The 19,420-nt window shown below is 72.9% G+C and carries 20 protein-coding genes; 14 read left to right on the plus strand and 6 right to left on the minus strand.

Annotated elements, in window-relative coordinates; all coding sequences use genetic code 11:
* Nucleotides 1-105 precede the first annotated feature (105 nt).
* The 4 genes from LQ327_RS11695 to LQ327_RS11710 are packed head-to-tail and all read left to right on the plus strand — an operon-like array spanning nt 106 to nt 3,338.
* Entirely contained in the window at nt 106-1,047 is a 942-nt protein-coding gene (locus tag LQ327_RS11695; protein WP_230733564.1) for a Rossmann-like and DUF2520 domain-containing protein, read from the plus strand.
* Nucleotides 1,044-1,973, plus strand: coding sequence for a pantoate--beta-alanine ligase (gene panC, locus LQ327_RS11700; protein WP_230733567.1), 930 nt, complete (start codon nt 1,044-1,046; stop codon nt 1,971-1,973). Before LQ327_RS11695 ends, panC begins: the two co-directional genes overlap by 4 nt.
* Nucleotides 1,974-2,025: 52 nt before the next feature.
* Nucleotides 2,026-2,463, plus strand: a complete 438-nt coding sequence (panD, locus tag LQ327_RS11705) for an aspartate 1-decarboxylase (RefSeq protein WP_230733570.1) — start codon at nt 2,026-2,028, stop codon at nt 2,461-2,463.
* Nucleotides 2,464-2,474: 11 nt separating this feature from the next.
* Entirely contained in the window at nt 2,475-3,338 is an 864-nt protein-coding gene (locus LQ327_RS11710; protein WP_230733571.1) for a type III pantothenate kinase, read from the plus strand.
* Between the two features lie 72 nt (nt 3,339-3,410).
* Here LQ327_RS11710 and LQ327_RS11715 read toward each other — a convergent pair whose 3' ends face one another.
* Entirely contained in the window at nt 3,411-4,853 is a 1,443-nt protein-coding gene (locus LQ327_RS11715) for a GAF domain-containing protein (protein WP_230733574.1), read from the minus strand.
* Between the two features lie 301 nt (nt 4,854-5,154).
* On the opposite strand from LQ327_RS11715, the gene exaC reads away from it, so the two are divergent.
* The 5 genes from exaC (at nt 5,155) to LQ327_RS11740 (ending at nt 9,134) form a co-directional block, all read left to right on the plus strand.
* Nucleotides 5,155-6,678, plus strand: a complete 1,524-nt coding sequence (exaC, locus tag LQ327_RS11720) for an acetaldehyde dehydrogenase ExaC (protein ID WP_230733576.1) — start codon at nt 5,155-5,157, stop codon at nt 6,676-6,678.
* Nucleotides 6,679-6,724: 46 nt separating this feature from the next.
* On the plus strand, nt 6,725-7,165 hold the full coding sequence (locus LQ327_RS11725; RefSeq protein WP_230733578.1) for a DUF779 domain-containing protein: 441 nt from the start codon (nt 6,725-6,727) through the stop codon (nt 7,163-7,165).
* Between the two features lie 114 nt (nt 7,166-7,279).
* Nucleotides 7,280-7,879 (plus strand): cysteine hydrolase family protein, encoded by a 600-nt coding sequence (locus LQ327_RS11730; RefSeq protein WP_230733580.1) that lies wholly within the window; start codon nt 7,280-7,282, stop codon nt 7,877-7,879.
* A 195-nt stretch (nt 7,880-8,074) separates the two neighbouring features.
* Complete coding sequence (locus tag LQ327_RS11735) at nt 8,075-8,443, plus strand: histone-like nucleoid-structuring protein Lsr2 (RefSeq protein WP_230733582.1); 369 nt, start codon at nt 8,075-8,077, stop codon at nt 8,441-8,443.
* Between the two features lie 70 nt (nt 8,444-8,513).
* On the plus strand, nt 8,514-9,134 hold the full coding sequence (locus tag LQ327_RS11740) for a TetR/AcrR family transcriptional regulator (RefSeq protein ID WP_230733584.1): 621 nt from the start codon (nt 8,514-8,516) through the stop codon (nt 9,132-9,134).
* 4 nt (nt 9,135-9,138) lie between these two features.
* Here the strand turns inward: LQ327_RS11740 and LQ327_RS11745 are convergent, their stop codons facing one another.
* The 3 genes from LQ327_RS11745 to LQ327_RS11755 are packed head-to-tail and all read right to left on the minus strand — an operon-like array spanning nt 9,139 to nt 11,104.
* Entirely contained in the window at nt 9,139-9,624 is a 486-nt protein-coding gene (locus LQ327_RS11745; RefSeq protein ID WP_230733586.1) for a GNAT family N-acetyltransferase, read from the minus strand.
* On the minus strand, nt 9,624-10,601 hold the full coding sequence (locus tag LQ327_RS11750) for a ribose-phosphate diphosphokinase (protein ID WP_230735023.1): 978 nt from the start codon (nt 10,599-10,601) through the stop codon (nt 9,624-9,626). Before LQ327_RS11750 ends, LQ327_RS11745 begins: the two co-directional genes overlap by 1 nt.
* Complete coding sequence (locus LQ327_RS11755) at nt 10,598-11,104, minus strand: MarR family winged helix-turn-helix transcriptional regulator (protein ID WP_230733588.1); 507 nt, start codon at nt 11,102-11,104, stop codon at nt 10,598-10,600. The genes LQ327_RS11750 and LQ327_RS11755 overlap by 4 nt, the downstream gene beginning before the upstream one ends.
* A gap of 84 nt (nt 11,105-11,188) precedes the next feature.
* On the opposite strand from LQ327_RS11755, the gene LQ327_RS11760 reads away from it, so the two are divergent.
* The 4 genes from LQ327_RS11760 (at nt 11,189) to LQ327_RS11775 (ending at nt 16,358) form a co-directional block, all read left to right on the plus strand.
* Nucleotides 11,189-11,890: a DUF4386 domain-containing protein gene (locus LQ327_RS11760; protein WP_230733590.1), complete on the plus strand. Its 702-nt coding sequence runs from the start codon at nt 11,189-11,191 to the stop codon at nt 11,888-11,890.
* On the plus strand, nt 11,887-12,261 hold the full coding sequence (locus tag LQ327_RS11765; protein WP_230733592.1) for a nuclear transport factor 2 family protein: 375 nt from the start codon (nt 11,887-11,889) through the stop codon (nt 12,259-12,261). The genes LQ327_RS11760 and LQ327_RS11765 overlap by 4 nt, the downstream gene beginning before the upstream one ends.
* Nucleotides 12,262-12,694: 433 nt before the next feature.
* The gene (locus LQ327_RS11770; protein ID WP_230733593.1) at nt 12,695-15,271 is read left to right on the plus strand and encodes an ATP-dependent Clp protease ATP-binding subunit; all 2,577 of its coding nucleotides are present in this window, start codon (nt 12,695-12,697) and stop codon (nt 15,269-15,271) included.
* A gap of 316 nt (nt 15,272-15,587) precedes the next feature.
* Nucleotides 15,588-16,358: a DedA family protein gene (locus tag LQ327_RS11775; protein ID WP_230733595.1), complete on the plus strand. Its 771-nt coding sequence runs from the start codon at nt 15,588-15,590 to the stop codon at nt 16,356-16,358.
* A 3-nt stretch (nt 16,359-16,361) separates the two neighbouring features.
* On the opposite strand, the gene LQ327_RS11780 is transcribed toward LQ327_RS11775, so the two are convergent.
* Nucleotides 16,362-17,342, minus strand: coding sequence for a helix-turn-helix transcriptional regulator (locus LQ327_RS11780; RefSeq protein ID WP_230733597.1), 981 nt, complete (start codon nt 17,340-17,342; stop codon nt 16,362-16,364).
* Nucleotides 17,343-17,463: 121 nt separating this feature from the next.
* On the opposite strand from LQ327_RS11780, the gene LQ327_RS11785 reads away from it, so the two are divergent.
* A complete protein-coding gene (locus LQ327_RS11785) occupies nt 17,464-18,570 on the plus strand; it encodes a winged helix DNA-binding domain-containing protein (protein ID WP_230733599.1) in 1,107 nt (368 codons plus the stop codon).
* Nucleotides 18,571-18,610: 40 nt separating this feature from the next.
* On the opposite strand, the gene LQ327_RS11790 is transcribed toward LQ327_RS11785, so the two are convergent.
* On the minus strand, nt 18,611-19,360 hold the full coding sequence (locus tag LQ327_RS11790; RefSeq protein ID WP_230735025.1) for an SIR2 family NAD-dependent protein deacylase: 750 nt from the start codon (nt 19,358-19,360) through the stop codon (nt 18,611-18,613).
* Between the last annotated feature and the right edge of the window lie 60 nt (nt 19,361-19,420).

The raw sequence follows: 19,420 nt of genomic DNA on the forward strand, positions 1-19,420 counted from the left end.
CACCCGGACGCCGTGTCCGGGTCACTCCGCGTCTACCCTCGCGGTCGCATCGTCCGGTACCCGCTGCGCGGGACGGGAACGACGACCGTAGTGAGGGGTGTCCACGTGACTGCCTCCGGCAAGGACGCCGGGCCGGCAACGCCTGAGCCCAGACCGGCCCGTCTCGACGTCGGGGTCGTCTCCGCCGGGAGGGTCGGCGCCGTGATGGGCGCCGCGCTGGCCGGTGCCGGCCACTCGGTCGTCGCCGCCTCCGCCGTGTCCCGCGCGTCGAGAGCCCGTGCCGAGGAGCTCCTCCCGGACGCGGAGATCCTCCCGCCCGACCAGGTGGTCCGGAAGGCCGACCTCGCCCTGCTCGCCGTCCCGGACGACGTGCTGCCCGGACTGGTCCGGGGCCTCGCGGCGTCCGGATGCCTGCGTCCGGGCCAGATTCTCGTGCACACGTGCGGCGCGCACGGCGTCGGCGTCCTCGGCCCGGCCGCGGAGCACGACGTCCTGCCGATCGCGCTGCACCCGGCGATGACCATCACCGGGCGGGCCGAGGACGTCACCCGGCTCGCCGGCGCGTGCGTCGGGGTCACGGCCGGGGACGCGAGCACCGAGGACGCCGAGGCGGCCTGGCTGGTCGGCGAGGCCCTCGTCGTCGAGATCGGGGCCGAGCCGGTCCGCGTCCCCGAGGAGCTCCGCCCGCTGTACCACGCGGCGCTCGCCCACGGCGCGAACCACCTGATCACGCTGGTCCGCGAGGCCGCCGACATCCTCACCAACGCCGGGATCGAGCCCGCCGAACGGGTGCTCGCCCCGCTGCTGTCCGCGGCGCTCGACAATGCGCTGCGTCACGGGGACCGGGCTCTCACCGGACCCGTCGCGCGGGGCGACGCCGGCACCGTCGCGACCCACCTGCGCGAACTCGACCGGCGCGCACCCGCGTCGGCCGATCTCTACCGCGCCCTCGCCCGCCGGACCGCCGAGCGCGCCCGCGACGGCGGCCTGATCGGGCCGGACGACACCGCCAACATCGCCGACGCGCTCGAGAGGCACTCGCCGTGACCCGCCCGTCCAGCCTGCGTACCAACGAGACCGGGCGTCCGAAGCCCCGCTACGCCCGGGACGACCTGACCGTCCACTCGGACCCCAACACGCTGCGCCGCGTGACCAAGGCGCTGCGCGGCGGCGGGCGCCGGGTGACGCTCGTGCCGACCATGGGGGCCCTGCACGAGGGCCACCGCGAGCTGATGCGCCGGGCCCGCTCGATCCCCGGCTCGACGACCGTCGTGTCGATCTTCGTGAACCCGCGCCAGTTCGGGCCGCACGAGGACTTCGACCGCTACCCGCGGGCGTTCGAGGCCGACCTCCAGATGTGCCGCGAGGAGGGCGTGGAGCTGGTGTTCGCCCCCGATGTCGAGACGATGTACCCGGCGGGCTTCGCGACCTCGATCGACCCGGGCCCGCTCGGCGACCAGCTCGAGGGCGCGGCCCGGCCGGGGCACTTCGGCGGGATGCTGACCGTGGTCAACAAGCTCTTCGCGATCGCCGCCCCGGACGTCGTGTTCTTCGGCGAGAAGGACTACCAGCAGCTCACACTGATCCGCCGGATGGTGCGCGACCTGGACATCGACGTGCACGTGGTCGGCGTCCCCACGGTGCGCGAGCAGGACGGCCTGGCCCGGTCCTCGCGCAACGCCTACCTCGACGACGACGGCCGGCGCGCCGCCGTCGCGATCTCCGCCGCCCTGACGGCGGGCCGGTACGCGGGGGAGCAGGGCCCCGCGGCGGTCGTGGCCGCCGCCCGCGGCGTCCTCGAGGGCGAGGCGGGGCTCGACGTCGAGTACGTCGAGCTGCGCGACCCCGACCTCGGCCCGGCTCCCGAGATCGGCCCCGCCCGGCTGCTGATCGCCGCCCGGGCGGGGACGACCCGCCTGATCGACAACGCCGCGGTCTCCGTGGTGCGCAAGGAGTCGGGGCTGTCCGGATGACCGTGTCGACGCCGACCACGACGAACCAGTACCTGCCCGTGGGGAGAATCTGATGCTGCGCACGATGCTCAAGTCGAAGATTCACCGCGCGACGGTGACCGACGCAAACCTGCACTACGTCGGGTCCGTCACGGTCGACCCCGACCTCATGGCCGCGGCGGATCTGCTGCCGGGCGAGCAGGTCGCGATCGTGGACGTGACCAACGGCGCCCGCCTCGAGACCTACGTGATCTCCGGCGACGAGGGGTCCGGTGTCATCGGGATCAACGGTGCCGCCGCGCACCTGGTCCACCCGGGCGACCTGGTCATCCTCATCGCCTACGGGCAGATGGACGACGCCGAGGCGCGGGAGTTCCAGCCGCGGGTGGTCTTCGTCGACGACGCCAACCGCGTGCTCGACGAGTCGGCCGACCCGGCCCGCGTCCCGGAGAACGCGCCGGAGTCCTCGCTGCTCGTGCCCGGCACCCGGGCGCAGGCCGCGCTGAACTAGGGCCGGTCCGGGTGCTGCTCTGCATCGACGTCGGCAACACCCAGACCGCGCTGGCGCTCTACCCCCGTCCGGAGACCACGGAGGATCCTGACGACGAGGCCGGCGGCGCCGACCGCGCGACGGCTCGGTGGTCGGCCCGGATCCGCACCGAGCGGCGTGCCACGGCTGACGAGCTGGCGCTCACCGTGCGGGGGATGCTCGGGCCGTTGCTCGCCGAGGTCGACGGTGTCGCGGCGCTGTCCACCGTGCCGGCGCTGCTGCGGGAGCTCCGGGGGATGTGCGAGCGGCACTTCCCGGGCGTCGAGCAGGTGCTCGTCGAGCCGGGGGTCCGCACCGGCGTGCCGCTGCTCGTCGACAACCCCAAGGAGGTCGGCGCCGACCGCGTGGTGCAGGCGCTCGCGGCCTACGAGCGGGTCGGGGGGCCGTGCGTCGTCGTCGTGTTCGGGACCTCGACGACGGTGGACGCGGTCTCGGCGTCCGGGGAGTTCCTCGGGGGCGCGATCGCGGCGGGCGTGGCGGTCTCGGCGGAGGCGCTCTCGACGCGGGCGGCCGGCCTGCGGCCCGTGGAGCTGGTGGCGCCGCGGTCGGCGCTCGGGCGCTCGACGGTCGAGAGCATGCAGGTCGGGCTCGTGCTCGGCGCGGCGGCGATGGTCGACGGCCTCGTCACCCGGCTCGCCGATGACATCGCCTCCCGCGACGGGCAGGGGCGGCGGCCGGTCGCGGTGGTGGCATCGGGCGGGCTCGCGCCGGTCGTGGCGCCGGAGTGCTCGACGGTGACCCACCAGATCCCCGACCTCACGCTCCAGGGCCTGCGGGCGGTGTTCGTGCGCGTGCGCGCCGCCGCCCGGGCGCGGGAGGAGCGTCGTCGTCGGTAGGTGCGACTCCGTCGCCTGTGAGCACTAATTGACGCCAGAGCCTCAATTAGTGCTCACAAGCGCGAAGCGCACCTATTCCGGCGTGAACAGTTCCGCGTGCCGGGGATCGCTGACCGGCAGCACGTGGCGCAGGCGCTCGACCAGCTCGGCGTCCTGGCGCCCCGCCGGCGTGCGCGCGAGTGCCCACAGCGCGGCCGTGTCGCCGCTGCGGAGCACGGCCGACCGCACCCCGACGTCGAGCTCGTCGCGCAGTGCGCGGATGCCCGGCGCGTCCGAGGTGGGCAGCAGCTCGCCGCGCCCGACGAGCTCGGTGTCGGGCAGCCGGCCCGCCCGGACCGCCTCCCGCAGCGTCAGGAAGTCGGCGTCGACGCGGGCCTCGAGCCGGTAGGGCCCCGTCCGCACCGCCCCGGTGCCGTTCGGGGTGCCCTCCAGCAGCGCCCGCAGCCGGTGCATCTCGGCGCGCACGGTGACCGGGTTGCCGCGCTCGCCGTAGAGCTCGACGGCGAGCGCGTCGGCCGTCAGCCCCTCGGGGTGCAGCGCCAGCAGCGCGAGCAGCTCGGCGTGGCGGGCGCTGAGCCGCACCGGGCGGCCGTCGAGGCGCGCGACCGGCCGTGGCACACCCAGGAACGGCAGCGCGAGCGTCGGGCGGTGCCGCACCGAGGACGCACGCTCCAGCCGGAGCAGCCAGCCCTCGGCGAGGGGCTCGAGCACGCCCTCGCCGTGCTCGCCGAGCCCGATCCGCTCGCCCGCGCCGGGTAGCGTGATCCGGTCGTCGATCCAGCCGTGCGGGGTCGCCGCGAGCACGCGGCCGGCCGGGCTGAGCAGGGCACCGGGCGCGTCGCCCAGCCCGGTGAGGTGCGGGAGGTTCCTGGCCCGCAGCCGCTCGTCCCGGATGGCCTGGCGGGTCGCGAGGTGGTTCTCGGCGAGCTTGGCCGCCGCCGACACCAGCGCCAGGGTGCTCGGGTGGAACGTGCGCACCGGACCGGTGAGGTCGACGGCGCCGACCGCCTCGCCGGAGTCCGGGTCGTGGATCGTGGCCGCGGCGCAGGTGAACCGGTGGTACTGCGCGACCAGGTGCTCGGAGGAGTGGATCTGGACGGGGGAGTCCGAGGCCAGCGTGGTGCCCATGGCGTTGGTGCCCGCGGAGTCCTCGCTCCACCGGAAGCCCTCGGCGAGCTCGAGGTCGTCCGCGATGTGCAGCATCCCAGCCGCGCCCTCGCGCCACAGGATGTGGCCCTGGGCATCGGTGACGATCATGACGTGCATCGCCTCGTCGGCGATCTCGAGCAAGGTCGTCCGCAGGATCGGCAGCACCGGCGCCAGCGGGTGGGACTCCCGCACCGCGGCGAGCTCACGATCGTCGAAGACATGGGTCGGTGCCCCGTGATCGGGGTCGACGTGGGCCGCGAGCGAGCGGCGCCAGGAGTCCGAGACCACGTCCCGGGGCGCCACCTCGGCCGACCCGCCGGCCAGCACCGCATCGCGCACGCGCGCGAGGAGGGCCGCGCGCTCCATGGGATCTCCCCAGATGAGTGCGTCGGCCCCGGAACCCCTGAGACCTCTCGTCATCCACCACCTCGTGGAATCGTGTCGACCTTCCATCGTGCTCCCGGACTGCTAGTGAGGCAATCCTAACTCGATCGGTCCAGTGACCCGCATCTACGGATGTGACCCTCGCGTGAGCGCCGCGTCCGCGTGCAACGCGGCTGCAACCCCGGGCTTCCTAGCGTCCTACGTCACAGGTGGGCGCACATCGTGCGTCACATCGGCGGGCGGAAAGAGCCGCCTGCCAGGTCGAATATCGGGAGGATCAGGCATGGCCACGTACGCGGCCCCGGGCACCGACGGCTCCGTCGTCAGCTTCAAGCCCCGCTACGACCACTACATCGGGGGCGAGTACGTCGCCCCGGCCAAGGGCCAGTACTTCGAGAACCCGACCCCGCAGACCGGCCAGGTCTTCACCGAGGTCGCCCGCGGCACCGCCGAGGACGTCGAGAAGGCCCTGGACGCGGCCCACGCCGCCGCTCCGGCCTGGGGCAAGACCTCGGTCGGCGAGCGCGCCAACATCCTGAACAAGGCGGCCGACCGCATCGAGGCGAACCTCGAGAAGATCGCCGTCGCGGAGTCCTGGGAGAACGGCAAGGCCGTTCGCGAGACCCTGGTGGCGGACATCCCGCTCGCGATCGACCACCTGCGCTACTTCGCGGGTGCGATCCGGGCCCAGGAGGGCCACCTGTCCCAGATCGACGAGGACACGGTCGCCTACCACTTCCACGAGCCGCTGGGCGTGGTCGGCCAGATCATTCCCTGGAACTTCCCGATCCTCATGGCGATCTGGAAGCTCGCGCCCGCCCTCGCGGCCGGCAACGCCGTCGTCCTCAAGCCCGCCGAGCAGACCCCGGCCTCGATCCACGTCCTCATGGACGTCATCGGCGACCTGCTGCCCCCCGGCGTGCTGAACATCGTCAACGGCTTCGGCGTCGAGGCGGGCAAGCCGCTCGCGTCCTCGCCGCGCATCCGGAAGATCGCGTTCACCGGTGAGACCACCACCGGCCGTCTGATCTCCCAGTACGCCTCCGAGAACCTGATCCCGGTCACCCTCGAGCTGGGTGGCAAGAGCCCCAACGTCTTCTTCGACGACGTCTCCTCGCAGAACGACGCGTTCTACGACAAGGCGCTCGAGGGCTTCGCGATGTTCGCCCTGAACCAGGGCGAGGTCTGCACCTGCCCGTCGCGTGCGCTCATCCAGGGCGGCATCTACGACGAGTTCCTGAGCCAGGCCGTCAAGCGGACCGAGCAGGTCAAGCAGGGCAACCCGCTCGACACCGACACGATGATCGGCGCGCAGGCCTCGAACGACCAGTACGAGAAGATCCTGTCCTACATCGACATCGGCCGCCAGGAGGGCGCGAAGATCCTCACCGGTGGCGAGAAGGCCGACCTCGGTGGCGACCTCTCCGGCGGCTACTACATCCAGCCGACCGTGTTCGAGGGCAACAACTCGATGCGGATCTTCCAGGAGGAGATCTTCGGTCCGGTCGTCTCGGTCGCGAAGTTCTCCGACTACAACGACGCGATCTCGATCGCGAACGACACCCTCTACGGCCTCGGTGCCGCAGTGTGGTCGCGGGACACCAACACGGCCTACCGTGCAGGGCGTGACATCCAGGCCGGCCGCGTCTGGGTGAACAACTACCACGCCTACCCGGCCCACGCGGCGTTCGGCGGGTACAAGCAGTCGGGTATCGGTCGTGAGAACCACAAGATGATGCTCGACCACTACCAGCAGACCAAGAACCTGCTGGTGAGCTACTCGGAGAACGCCCAGGGCTTCTTCTGATCCCACCGATCAGGACACGGTCCGGCCGGCAGGAGGAGGGGATCTCATGACGCAGATCAGCACGAGTACCGACGTCACCGATCAGGTGCCGGAGGTGCCGGGCTCCGGGACGACCGAACGGGTCGCCCTGTCCCCGCAGGCCTCCGAGCTCCTCGTGACGCTCACCGACATCCACGGCCCGCTGATGTTCCACCAGTCCGGCGGGTGCTGCGACGGCAGCGCCCCCATGTGCTACCCGGACGGTGAGTTCAAGATCGGCGGCCAGGACGTGCACCTCGGTGACCTCAAGGTCGAGGGCCTGGAGAAGCCGATCGGCTTCTACATGTCGGCCTCGCAGTTCGAGTACTGGAAGCACACCCACCTCACCGTCGACGTCGTCAAGGGACGCGGCAGCGGATTCTCGGTCGAGGCGCCGGAAGGCGTCCGGTTCATCATCCGCTCGCGGCTGTTCTCCGACGACGAATGGCGGGCCCTCGAGGGCCGGTGAGCCTCCCGTAGCTCTCCACGCCGAAGGGCACCTCCGACCGCTCCGGGCGGCCGGAGGTGCCCTTCGGTGCGTCACGACCCGTTCTCGACCCATCTCGACGAGGAGATAGAACGAATGACCACCCCGAGCGCGACCCTGCGTGAACTCACCGGCATGTCCGGGGACCCGGCCTCGCTGACCGGCTCCGCGCTGATCATGATCGACCTCCAGAACACCTACACCCAGGGCGTGATGGCGCTCGAGAACGTCGACCCGGCCATCGAGCAGGCCGCGCGGCTGCTCGACCGGGCCCGGTCGGCCGGCTCGACGATCGTCCACGTCCAGCACGAGGCGGGCGCGGGCACGCCGTACGACACGAACGCCGAGATCGGCGCGATCGTCGACGCCGTGGCCCCGAAGCCGGGCGAGCACCGGGTCGTCAAGAACCTCCCCAGCTCGTTCGTCGGCACCGACCTCGAGGAGTACCTGCGCGGCGCGGGCGTCACGAACCTGGTCCTCGCCGGGTTCATGACGCACATGTGCGTGAACTCGACGGCGCGCAGCGCGTTCAACCTCGGATTCGCCCCGACGGTCGTCGCGGGCGCCACCGCGACGCGGGCCCTGCCGGGTCCGGACGGCACCGTGCCCGCCTCCTCGCTGCAGCAGGCGAGCCTCGCGGCGCTCTCCGACATGTTCGCCGTGGTCGTGCACGACGAGTCCTCGGTTCCCGACTGAGCAGCTCAGCGCACCCCGCCGCGGGAAATCCGTGGCGGGGTGCGGCACACGATTCCCGTGAGGTCGGCGTGATCGGCCGGGTCGACTCGACACGGCGTGGTCGGCACATTTACGCTCCGCCGCGAACCATTCCGGTAGTGCGGCGCGTCTCGCCGTCATGCCGGCCTCATCGGGGGTCGTGGAAGGAATTGCCGCGTGGCGCAGAAAGTGGTCGTGTCCCTCGTGGACGACCTGGACGAGACCGAGGCCGACGAGACGGTCGAGTTCGGGATCGACGGGGCCACCTACGAGATCGACCTGTCCGACTCGAACGCCGCGAAGCTGCGTGACATCCTCGCGGACTACGTCGCGCACTCCCGGCGGTTGTCCGGCCGCCGGCGCTCGTCGCGTGGCGCGGCTCCGGCCTCGGGAGCGACCACGCGCCGCGGCGGTGGCCGCGCGTCGGTCGACCGCGAGCAGAACCAGGCGATCCGGGAATGGGCCCGCAAGCAGGGCATGACGGTCTCCGAACGCGGCCGCATTCCCTCCGAGGTCAGCGAGGCCTACCACAAGGCACATTCCTGATCTGTCTTTCCGGAGGGGTCCCCTCGACGGTGCGACACGGGCTGTCGGAGATCCGTGTCACCATGGAGGGGTGTCGCCCGCCGTCAGGACCTATCGCGGGGCCAGCGCGGAGGAACGCCGCACGGATCGCCGGGCCCGCCTCCTCTCGGGTGCGCTCGACGTCGTCGGCGGGGTCGGCGTCGTGGGCCTCACGGTCGAGGCCGTGTGCGCCCGCGCGGGCCTGACGAAGCGGTACTTCTACGAGGCCTTCGCCGACCGCGACGCCGTGCTCGCCGCCCTGGCCGACGACGTCTACGCCGGCCTGCACGGGGCGATCGTGGCGTCGCTGCGCGAGGTGGACGGCGACACCCGCGCCCGGGCGACCCGGGCCGTGGAGGTGTTCACCGAGACCCTCGACGGCAACCCGGCGGTCGCGCGCCTCTACGCCGAGTCGCCCGGCCAGCCGCGTCTCCTGGCCCGGCGGGACGACGCGGTCGACGAGTTCGCCGACCTGGTCCTCGACGAGGTGCTCCGGCTGCGCCCCGAGGACCGTGAGCGGCTGCGGACGGCCGCGGTGTTCGTCGTGGCCGGGACGACCCACCTGGTCACCCGGTGGCTGGCCGGCGGGGTGCCCCTGGAACGGCTCGAACTGGTCGAGCAGATCACCCGGACCGGGACCGGGGCGCTGCTCGCCCGGGAACCGACGGCGTGACGGCTCAGAGGGCCCGGTACATGACGTGCAGGCCGACCCGGCCCGCCGTCGGGTGCGTGAACGCCTCGGGGACCGTGCCGACGATCGCGAACCCCTCCTGCTCGTAGAGCCGCACCGCGTGGACGTTGGTCGCGACGACCGCGTTGAACACCATCCCGGCGTAGCCGTCGGCGCGGGCCGTCTCCAGCGCGGCGCGCACGAGCGCGCGCCCGACCCCGCGGCCGCGGACGTCCGGCGCGACCAGGAAGCTCGCGTTCGCGACGTGGCGACCGGGCCCGTCGCGGTTCGGCCCCATGCTGACGGTGCCGAGCACGGCCTCGCCGTCGGCTGCGACCAGCACCCGTCCCGGCGGGGGACGCAGCCACGCGCGCCGGCCGCTCTCCTCGGTCATCCCCGGGTCGTAGGCGTAGGTGTCGCCGTCACGGGCGGCCCCGGCGACGAGCGCCCAGACCTGCGGCCAGTCGTGGTCGGCGAACGCCCGGACGTCCATCAGCGGTCCGGCCCCGCGAGCTCGGCCCCGGCGGGGTCGAACAGGACGCTCACCGACTCGCCGTTGTGGATCCGTCGCATCGCCTCGGCGAGGGCGGGCGCGACGGAGACGACCGTGAGCTTGTCGGTCCCGTGGGCCGACGGGCTCGGCACGGTGTCGGTGCAGAAGATCTCGGTGACGTCGTCGCGCGCGGCGATCCGGTCGAGGGCGCCCTCGGTGAACAGTCCGTGGGTGCACCCCACCCGCACCGACGCGACGTGGAGATCCCGCAGCCGGTCGAGCAGCTCGATGATCGTCGAGCCGCGGGCGATCTCGTCGTCGAGCACGATCACGTCGCGGCCCTCGACGTCGCCGATGATCGACGAGATCTCGACCCGGTCGTCCGGCATCCGCTGCTTGGCCGCCGCCGCGACCGGGAGCGGGCGCCCCGGCTCCCCGAGGATGCGGGCGAACGAGCTGGCCTCCTTGGCGTTGCCGAGGTCGGGGGACATCACGACGGCGTTGGAGAGGTCCACGCCGCGCAGGTGGCCGGCCAGCTCGTAGAGCGCGTGCAGGTGGTCCACCGGGACCGAGAAGAAGCCGTGCACCTGGGGCGAGTGCAGCGTCGTCGCGAGGATCCGGTCCGCGCCCGCGGCGACGATCTGGTCGGCGACCAGCCGCCCGCCGATCGAGATGCGCGGGGCGTCCTTCTTGTCCGAGCGCGCGTACGCGTAGTGCGGCATGACGACCGTGATCCGCGCGGCCGACGCGCCCCGGGCCGCGTCGATCATGAGCAGCAGCTCGACGAGGTGCTCCTGGACCGGCGGGACCAGCGGCTGGACGAGGAACACGTCGCGCTCGCGGCAGTTGGCCTGGAGCTGGACCTCGAGGCAGTCGTTGGTGAAGCGGGTCAGCCGCGAGGGGGAGAGCGGCACGTCGAGCTGGCGGCAGATCGCCTGGGCCAGCTCCGGGTGCGCCGAACCGGAGAAGATCGTCATGTCCCGCACGGCGGAGCTCCCTGGGGTCCACGGTCGTCGTCCGGGAGGTCACGGTAGCCCGGGTGCACGCCGGGGGTGAGGCCCTCCGCGGCCGCGACGCGACCCAGCAGCCCGGCGAGCGAGCGCCGCTCCTCCGGGGAGAGCGGGGCCAGCAGGTCGGCCTCGTGCTCCGCGGCGAGCCGGCCGAGGTCGGCGAGCAGTTCCTCGCCCGCCGGCGTGAGGTGGACCGCGTACAGCCGCCGGTCGTCGGGGTTGCGCCGCCGTTCCAGCACGCCGCGCTTCTCCAGGGCGTCCACGAGCGCGACGAGCCGCGTCGCCGGGGTCCCCAGCTGTGCGGCCAGCGCCTGCTGGCTGCGTCCCGGCTCCTGCGCGACGGCGCGGATCAGCCCGGACTGCGGCGGCGTGAGGTCCACCGCCGACACCCGGTCGGCGAAGCGGCGCGCGGCGTGGGTGCCGAGCTGGGTGAGCAGGAACGCCGCTCCGGTCGGCCGTCGTTCGTCCACGGACCGAACGGTACCTCTTGACGGATCGTATCTCCGAGTCAACGATGACAACTTGTAACGATTCTTCCAGCGAAGGAACCCGTGATGACGTCCGACGCCGTCCCCACCCACGCCCGCCGCGGCGGGCCACCCCTTCTCGCGCCCGCCCTGGCCTGGGCCGCGCTGACCGTCGCGGCCGCGGTGCTGCATCCCGGCACCCGTCCGGACGCGGACCCGGCGACCACGCTCGCGCTGCTGCGCGACCACGTCGTCGCCGCGCAGCTGTCGGCGACCCTCCTGCTGGCGTCCGCGGTGCCGCTGGCGGTGTGGGTCGCGGCCGTCCACCACCGGCTGCACCGGCTCGGCCTGCGGGTGGCCGGCCCGACGCTCGGGCTCGCCGGCGGGCTCCTCGCCGCCGGGATGCTCGCGCTCTCCGGTGTCGCGGCCTGGGCGGGCGCCGCCCTCGCCGCCCTCCCCGGCGACCCGAGCGCCGCCGTCGTCGGGATGAACCAGCTGTCCTTCGCCGCCGGCGGGGCCGGCTTCGTCGTCGCCTTCGGTCTGCTCATCGCGGGCGTCTCGGTGCCGACGCTGCTGGGGCGGACGGTGCCGTCGCCGCTCGCGTGGGCCGGGCTGGTGCTGGCCGCCGTCGCGGTGGTGGCCGTGCTGTCGCTGGTGGTGCCGCCGCTGCAGTACCTGCTCCCCGTGGTGCGCTTCGGCGGGCTGATCTGGCTGGTGTGGGTCAGCGCCGTGCTGCCGGTGACCCGGCGTCGGGTCGCCGAGGCCCGCGACCCGGAGCCGGTCCGATGAGCGCCGAGGTCGAGGACGTCGTGCGCCGCTGGGAGGCGGCCGAGGCCTCGGGCGACGACGCGGCGACGGCCGGGTTGCTGGCCGACGACTTCCTCGCCGTCGGGCCGGTCGGGTTCGTCCTCGACGGCCCGGCGTGGCGGCGCCGGCACCGCGACGGACTGCGTGTGGAGTCGGTCACCCTCGCCGTCGGGACGACCCGGGTGCGGGGCGACACGGCCCTCGTCGTCGGGGTGCAGGACCAGCGCGCGAGCTACGGCGGGCACCGGGCCGACGGCCGGTTCCGGATCACCCTGGTGCTGCGCCGCGACGACGGGCGGTGGCGGGTGCTCGGGCTCCACCTGTCCGGGCCGATCCCGGAGGGAGTGGCGTGACGGCCGTCGTCGGGTGGGGCCGGTGAGGTCCGGGTCGGGGTGGGGCGCGTGCAGCATCTGCCCGCGGCGCCGGAACTTCCCCGGGCATCGCCCGATCCGGGCGTTCTCCCTCCGCGAACGCCTTCCCGGAACAGTGGTCCAGTTGGCATCGTTGGCAACGACACGGTGACCAGGCGGTGACCGTGCGGGGCGGGCACGAGCCCGCTCCGACCACGCACGACCACCGAAGATCGACGTGTCCGCCGTCACGGTGCCGCAACCAGCGACACCCGGTGGCGGCGCCCGCGACCGATACGATGGTCGTACGGTGTCGAGTCATCGCGCTCCGGGTGCGCCCGGGTCGCGGGGGCACCAGCCAGGGTCCGTGCGGGCCGTGTCGGCAACGACGGGGCGGTGCGCGGGAGTCCGCCGGCGCAGCAGTCAGGAGTGACGGATGTTCGAGAGGTTCACCGACCGCGCGAGGCGGGTGGTCGTCCTGGCCCAAGAAGAGGCCAGGATGCTCAACCACAACTACATCGGGACCGAGCACATCCTGCTCGGGCTGATCCACGAGGGCGAAGGCGTCGCCGCCAAGGCCCTCGAGTCGCTGGGCATCGCCCTGGAGGGCGTACGCCAGCAGGTCGAGGAGATCATCGGCCAGGGTCAGCAGGCCCCCAGTGGGCACATCCCGTTCACCCCGCGGGCCAAGAAGGTGCTGGAGCTGTCGCTGCGCGAAGCGCTGCAGCTCGGCCACAACTACATCGGCACCGAGCACATCCTGCTCGGGCTGATCCGCGAGGGCGAAGGCGTCGCCGCCCAGGTCCTCGTCAAGCTCGGGGCCGACCTCAACCGGGTGCGCCAGCAGGTGCTGCAGCTGCTCTCGGGCTACCAGGGCAAGGAGCCCACGGAGTCCGGCGGCCAGCGTGGCGAGGGCACCCCGTCGTCGTCGCTCGTGCTCGACCAGTTCGGTCGCAACCTCACCCAGTCCGCCCGCGAGGGCAAGCTGGACCCGGTCATCGGCCGGGAGAAGGAGATCGAGCGGGTCATGCAGGTCCTCTCCCGGAGGACCAAGAACAACCCGGTCCTCATCGGCGAGCCCGGCGTCGGCAAGACCGCCGTCGTCGAGGGCCTCGGCCAGGCCATCGTCAAGGGCGAGGTCCCCGAGACGCTGAAGGACAAGCAGCTCTACACCCTCGACCTCGGGTCGCTGGTGGCCGGCTCGCGGTACCGCGGTGACTTCGAGGAGCGCCTCAAGAAGGTGCTCAAGGAGATCCGCACCCGCGGCGACATCATCCTGTTCATCGACGAGCTGCACACGCTCGTGGGTGCCGGTGCCGCCGAGGGCGCGATCGACGCCGCGTCGATCCTCAAGCCGATGCTCGCCCGCGGTGAGCTGCAGACCATCGGCGCGACGACGCTCGACGAGTACCGCAAGCACGTCGAGAAGGACGCCGCGCTCGAGCGCCGCTTCCAGCCGATCCAGGTGGGGGAGCCGTCGGTGGCGCACTCCATCGAGATCCTCAAGGGGCTCCGCGACCGGTACGAGGCGCACCACCGCGTCTCGATCACCGACCCGGCCCTCGTGGCCGCCGCGACGCTGGCCGACCGGTACATCAACGACCGATACCTGCCGGACAAGGCGATCGACCTGATCGACGAGGCCGGCGCCCGCATGCGCATCCGCCGCATGACCGCGCCGCCGGACCTGCGCGAGTTCGACGAGAAGATCTCCGACGTCCGCCGGGACAAGGAGTCGGCGATCGACGCGCAGGACTTCGAGAAGGCCGCGCGCCTGCGGGACGAGGAGAAGCAGCTCCTCGGCCAGAAGTCCGAGCGCGAGAAGCAGTGGAAGTCGGGTGACCTCGACGTCGTCGCCGAGGTGGACGACGAGCTGATCGCCGAGGTGCTGGCCAACTGGACCGGCATCCCCGTCTTCAAGCTCACCGAGGAGGAGACCACCCGTCTGCTCCGCATGGAGGACGAGCTCCACAAGCGGATCATCGGCCAGGAGGACGCCGTCAAGGCGGTCTCGCAGTCGATGCGCCGCACGCGGGCCGGCCTCAAGGACCCGAAGCGGCCGTCCGGGTCGTTCATCTTCGCGGGGCCCTCGGGCGTCGGGAAGACGGAGCTGACCAAGGCACTCGCCGAGTTCCTGTTCGGTGACGACGACGCGCTCGTCCAGATCGACATGGGCGAGTTCCACGACCGCTACACGGCCTCGCGGCTCTTCGGCGCGCCCCCCGGGTACGTCGGCTACGAGGAAGGCGGCCAGCTCACCGAGAAGGTGCGCCGCAAGCCGTTCTCGGTGGTCCTCTTCGACGAGATCGAGAAGGCCCACTCCGAGGTCTACAACACGCTGCTGCAGGTGCTGGAGGACGGCCGCCTGACCGACGGTCAGGGCCGGATCGTCGACTTCAAGAACACGGTCATCGTGTTCACGTCGAACCTCGGTACGCAGGACATCTCGAAGGCGGTCGGCCTCGGGTTCCAGTCGGGTCAGGACACCGGCTCGAACTATGAGCGCATGAAGAACAAGGTGACGGACGAGCTCAAGAAGCACTTCCGTCCCGAGTTCCTCAACCGCATCGACGACATCATCGTGTTCCACCAGCTGCGCGAGGACGAGATCACGCAGATGGTCGACCTGCTGATCGGTCGCACCGAGAAGCAGTTGGCGAACAAGGACATGTCGATCGAGCTCACCGAGAACGCGAAGAAGCTGCTCGCCCAGCGCGGCTTCGACCCGGTGCTCGGTGCCCGGCCGCTGCGTCGCACGATCCAGCGCGAGATCGAGGACCAGCTCTCCGAGAAGATCCTGTTCGGGGAGATCGAGCCCGGGCAGATCGTGCTGGTCGACGTCGAGGGCTGGACGCCGGAGACCGACGACCAGGGCCGGACGAAGGCCGCGCCCGAATCGGCGACGTTCACGTTCCGCGGTGAGGCCAAGCCGACCCCGGTTCCGGACACCCCGGAGGTGGCCACGGTCGGCACCTCGGGCACGTCGGACCAGGCGGACCAGGCGGACGGCTGATCCACCCCGCACGACCCGGTGCCCCGGTCACCCTCGTGGTGGCCGGGGCGTCGTCGTGTGTGCGGGGCCCGGGTTGTTCCGTCCCCGTTCTGAGCGAAGGGCACCTTCGCTCGAATAGATCGGCCATGGGCGCCCACCGCCAGAACGCCGGGCGGGCGCTCGTTCTGAGCGAAGGGGCCCTTCGCTCGAATAGATCGACCGAACGTGCCCCTCGCTCGGAACTCGGGGCGGCCCGGCGATCGGATCTCTCGTCGGCGCCCGCCCGTTCGCTAGCGTCGGGCCCGGAGAGGTGGACCAGCGGCGCGAGGAGAGTGACGTGGGGGAGCCGGACGAGGGCGCGCCGACACCGTCCACGAAGGGTTCCCCACGGCGGCCGTGGTCCCGTCGCGAGTACACCCCCGAGGAGATCGAGGCCGCCAAGCAGCAGTGGCGCGACATCCGGCCGTGGGAGCACCCGATGGCCCGCGCCGACAAGGTCCTGATCTTCTCGACGGTCGCGGTCACCGTCCTGCTGCTGGGATCGCTGCCGGTCCGACCGTTCCTGCTCGCCACGCACCCCGTCGCGCTGAGCGCCGTCACCGGCAGCCTGTCGGCGGTCGGCGCGGCGTCGGCGTTCGCTCGGATCGGCGGCACCGATGTGTGGCTCGTCGTCGCGGCCGGCGTGTTCGGCATGATCAAGTTCGACTGGCTCTTCTGGTGGGCCGGCCGTCGGTGGGGCGCGAAGGGCGTCCGGTTCTTCACCCCGCCCGGGCGCGCCACGCGGTTCGTCGAGCGCGTCCGGTCATGGCCGCCGTGGACCATCGGGCTGATCGTCATCGCCGCGGCGCTGCCCGGGGTGCCGTCCGTGCCGCTGTTCCTGCTGGCGGGGCTCGCCGGGCTGCCGCTGGTGGTCTTCCTGGTGCTCGACGCGATCGGGTCGGCCCTCGTCGTCGGGCTCGTCGCCGGCCTGGGGTACGGGTTGGGCCAGACCGCCGTCGACGTCGTGCTGAAGGTCGATCAGTACGCGCTGTGGGTCAGCATCGCGCTCATCCTCGTCATCTCCTTCCGGGCGGGACGACGGGGACAGCCGAGCACCGCCGGGCGTTGATCCTCAGCCGGGCCCGTACAACGACGCCAGCGCCGCCGCGGTGTCACGCATCTGCTCGCGCAGCGCGGGCGGCGATACGACCTCGATCTCCGCGCCGAGCCCGAGCAGCTCCGAGCGCGCGGCCGCGATCGACTCGATCGGGATCACCGCACTCGTCCACCCCCCGTCGTCGACCGGCCACTCCCGCTCCGCCAGCGCCCGCGCGGTGTGCGGCCGCAGCACCACCGGCGCGAGCTCCATCCCGAACGACGAGAGCCGCACCGCCGCCTCCGCCTGGTACAGCGACGCCGTCAGCTCGGAGGACCGCTCGTTCCAGTACCGCCACAGGTCGAACCCCTCGGGCCGGTCGAAGCGCACGTCGAGCGTCTCCAGCTCGAGCACCCGCGCGACCCGGTAGGTGCGCGGATCCCCGACGCCGTGCGGCCGCGCCACCAGATACCAGACCCCGGCCTTGAGCACGATGCCGAGCGGCTCCAGCTCCCGCTCGACCTCCTCGTCGCCCCACCGCCGGTAGCGGATCCGCACGACCCGCTGGTTCCACACCGCGTCGGCGATCCCGGTCAGCGTCGGGACGTGGTCGGCCTCCCGGAACCAGCCGGGTGCGTCGAGATGGAAGCGCTCCGCGATGCGGGCGGAGCGCTCGGCCAGCTCGGTCGGGAGCGCCGCCTGCACCTTGAGCTGGGCCGCGGCGAGGACCCGCCCCAGTCCGAGCTCGGCGGCGGCGCCCGGCATGCCGGACAGGGCGAGCGAGTCGGCCTCCTCGGCGGACATCCCGGTGAGTTGCGTGCGGTAGCCCTCGAGCAGCGAATACCCGCCGTCGGGACCGCGGTCGGCGTAGACCGGCACGCCGGACTCGGTCAGGGCGTCCATGTCGCGGTAGATGGTGCGGATGGACACCTCGAGCTCGTCGGCGAGCTCCCGCGCCGTCATGCGGCCGCGCGCCTGCAGCATCATCAGCAGGGAGAGCAGTCGGCTCGCACGCACGGGTCACAGTCCTACCGCATGACCTGACAGCTCTTGTCACCCTCCCCACGCCGTGTCCTCACGCGATCCCGTCGGCCGGACCTGACAGCACGTGTCAGCCGGCGACCGGCAGGCTGGCCGGATGGACGTGAGCAGGGAGCGCGCGATCGCGTTCCGGATCGCCGCGCAGGGTCTGGGACGGGTCGACGACGACGACGGCGCCGCGGCCGTCCTGGCGCTCGGCGTTCAGCACCTCGGCCCCGCCGCCGCGATCGCGCTGGCCGCCCGTCTTCCTGGCGCGCCGGAGACCCCTGCTGAGCGGGGCCTCGAGCTCGCCTGGACCCACCGCGGGGCGCCGCACTGGCACGGGGCCGGATCGCTGCGGTCGTGGGCGGACGCCCTGCGCCCGCTCGACGACGACGATGCCGCGGCCCGGCTGAACTGGTCGGGACCCGGCGTCGAGCGCACCGGGACCACCCCGCTGGCCGCGATCGACACGGTCGCCGGCGCGCTCGCCGACGTCGTCCGGGACCCGATGACCAAGGGCGAGGTCAGCGGCGCCGTCTCCGCCGTGCTGCCGCGCGCATTGCAGTACGACTGCGTGCCCTGCGGCGCCACCCACGTCCACGACCAGCTGCTGCGCCTGGGCGCGGGCCCCGCCGGGATCGGGCTCGACGCGTCGGCCCGCACGCTGCGGCTCACCCCGCGCCCGCCCGGGTGGACACCGCCGTCGGGGCCGGGCTCGCCCGCCGCGGTCGCCCGGCTCGTGACGGCAGCCGTGCGGGTCCTCGGGCCGGTGACGACGGCGGACCTCGCGGCCTGGGTGGGGACCGGGGCCGGGCCGCTGCGGCCGGCCGTCGACGCGGCCGGGCTCGCCGAGGTGACCGTCGAGGGGCGGCGGGCGTGGGTGGCACCCGACCGGCTCGACCTGCTCACCGACCCGCCCACGCCGCCTCGACTGCGGCTGCTGCCGCCGTTCGACCCGCTGCTCGCCGGACGGGACCGGGCGCTGCTCGTCCCGGAGACCGGCCGGCGGCGGACGTTGTGGCCGTCGCTGGGGCACCCGGGTGCGGTGCTGGCCGACGGCGAGGTGGTCGGGACCTGGCGGCCGCAGGCCTCGGGCCGGACGCTGACGCTCGCGGTCACCGCCTTCGACGACGGGTCGTGGTCGGGTCTCGACGAGGAGGCGGAGCGGGTCGCGGCGGCGCGGGGGCTGCGGCTGGCCGATGTCAGAACAGGTTCATCCTGACGTCAGAACTGTCAGCGGAGGGCCATCGCTGACGGCCGCCTCACCAGCCCAGCCGCGCGTCCAACGCCTCGAGCGTCGCCTGCGCACCTGCCGCGAGGCCGACCCCGTGCCCGTGGCGGACCTCCGGCTCCCGCACGTTGATCCGGACGAGCCGCCCCGACGACGCCGAGGCCAGCTCGGCGTGGCGCCGCACCGTCGGGACGGCCGTTCCCGCCCCGAGCTCGACCACGGCGACCCCGGCCGCGTCCTGCGCCCGCAGCCAGGCCCGGTGGGCGGCCATCCGCTCGCCGTGCATGCCGGGCACCCACGAGCCGTCCCCGAACATGAGGATGTTCGGCCGCGCGAGCGCTCCACAGCGATCGCACCCCGGCAGCGGCGGGACGGCCCGCATCGTCGTCTCGTCGACCGCCACCTCGACCCGGTCCGCGGACCAGGTGTCCTCGCGGCACGGGCGCGAGCACTGCAGCGTGCCGATCGCGCCGTGGCACTCGGTCACGTCCTCGTCGTCGAACCCGGCCATCTGGAACGCACCGTCGACGTTGGAGGTGAACACCCGCGTCGGCAGTCGGTCCGCCCAGCCGCGCAGCACGCCGAAGCCGGGGTGCGGCACCGTCGCGCGGTAGAGCGCCAGCCGGTGGCCGTAGAAGCCCCAGGCGAGCTCGGGGTCGTCGTCGAAGTGCGCCGGGTCGGCCAGCTCCTCGAACCGCAACCCGAGCCGCCGGTAGGGCGGGTACGCGCGCCAGAAGCCCTCGGGTCCCCGGAAGTCCGGGAGGCCCGAGTCGACGCCCATGCCCGCCCCGGCGGCGATCACCAGCGACGTCGCGCCGGCGAGCAGGTCCGCCGCCTGCGC

It is taken from the genome of Actinomycetospora endophytica, from assembly GCF_021026375.1.
GTDB classification, from domain to species: domain Bacteria; phylum Actinomycetota; class Actinomycetes; order Mycobacteriales; family Pseudonocardiaceae; genus Actinomycetospora; species Actinomycetospora endophytica.

Bases quoted from the DNA above. Each gene is read 5' to 3' on its own strand.
- panD (WP_230733570.1), top strand. From the start codon at position 2,026: ATGCTGCGCACGATGCTCAAGTCGAAGATTCACCGCGCGACGGTGACC.
- LQ327_RS11715 (WP_230733574.1), bottom strand. From the start codon at position 4,853: ATGGAGCGCGCGGCCCTCCTCGCGCGCGTGCGCGATGCGGTGCTGGCC.
- exaC (WP_230733576.1), top strand. From the start codon at position 5,155: ATGGCCACGTACGCGGCCCCGGGCACCGACGGCTCCGTCGTCAGCTTC.
- LQ327_RS11725 (WP_230733578.1), top strand. From the start codon at position 6,725: ATGACGCAGATCAGCACGAGTACCGACGTCACCGATCAGGTGCCGGAG.
- LQ327_RS11730 (WP_230733580.1), top strand. From the start codon at position 7,280: ATGACCACCCCGAGCGCGACCCTGCGTGAACTCACCGGCATGTCCGGG.
- LQ327_RS11745 (WP_230733586.1), bottom strand. From the start codon at position 9,624: ATGGACGTCCGGGCGTTCGCCGACCACGACTGGCCGCAGGTCTGGGCG.
- LQ327_RS11750 (WP_230735023.1), bottom strand. From the start codon at position 10,601: ATGACGATCTTCTCCGGTTCGGCGCACCCGGAGCTGGCCCAGGCGATC.
- LQ327_RS11760 (WP_230733590.1), top strand. From the start codon at position 11,189: ATGACGTCCGACGCCGTCCCCACCCACGCCCGCCGCGGCGGGCCACCC.
- LQ327_RS11765 (WP_230733592.1), top strand. From the start codon at position 11,887: ATGAGCGCCGAGGTCGAGGACGTCGTGCGCCGCTGGGAGGCGGCCGAG.
- LQ327_RS11770 (WP_230733593.1), top strand. From the start codon at position 12,695: ATGTTCGAGAGGTTCACCGACCGCGCGAGGCGGGTGGTCGTCCTGGCC.
- LQ327_RS11785 (WP_230733599.1), top strand. From the start codon at position 17,464: ATGGACGTGAGCAGGGAGCGCGCGATCGCGTTCCGGATCGCCGCGCAG.
- LQ327_RS11790 (WP_230735025.1), bottom strand. From the start codon at position 19,360: ATGGGCGTCGACTCGGGCCTCCCGGACTTCCGGGGACCCGAGGGCTTC.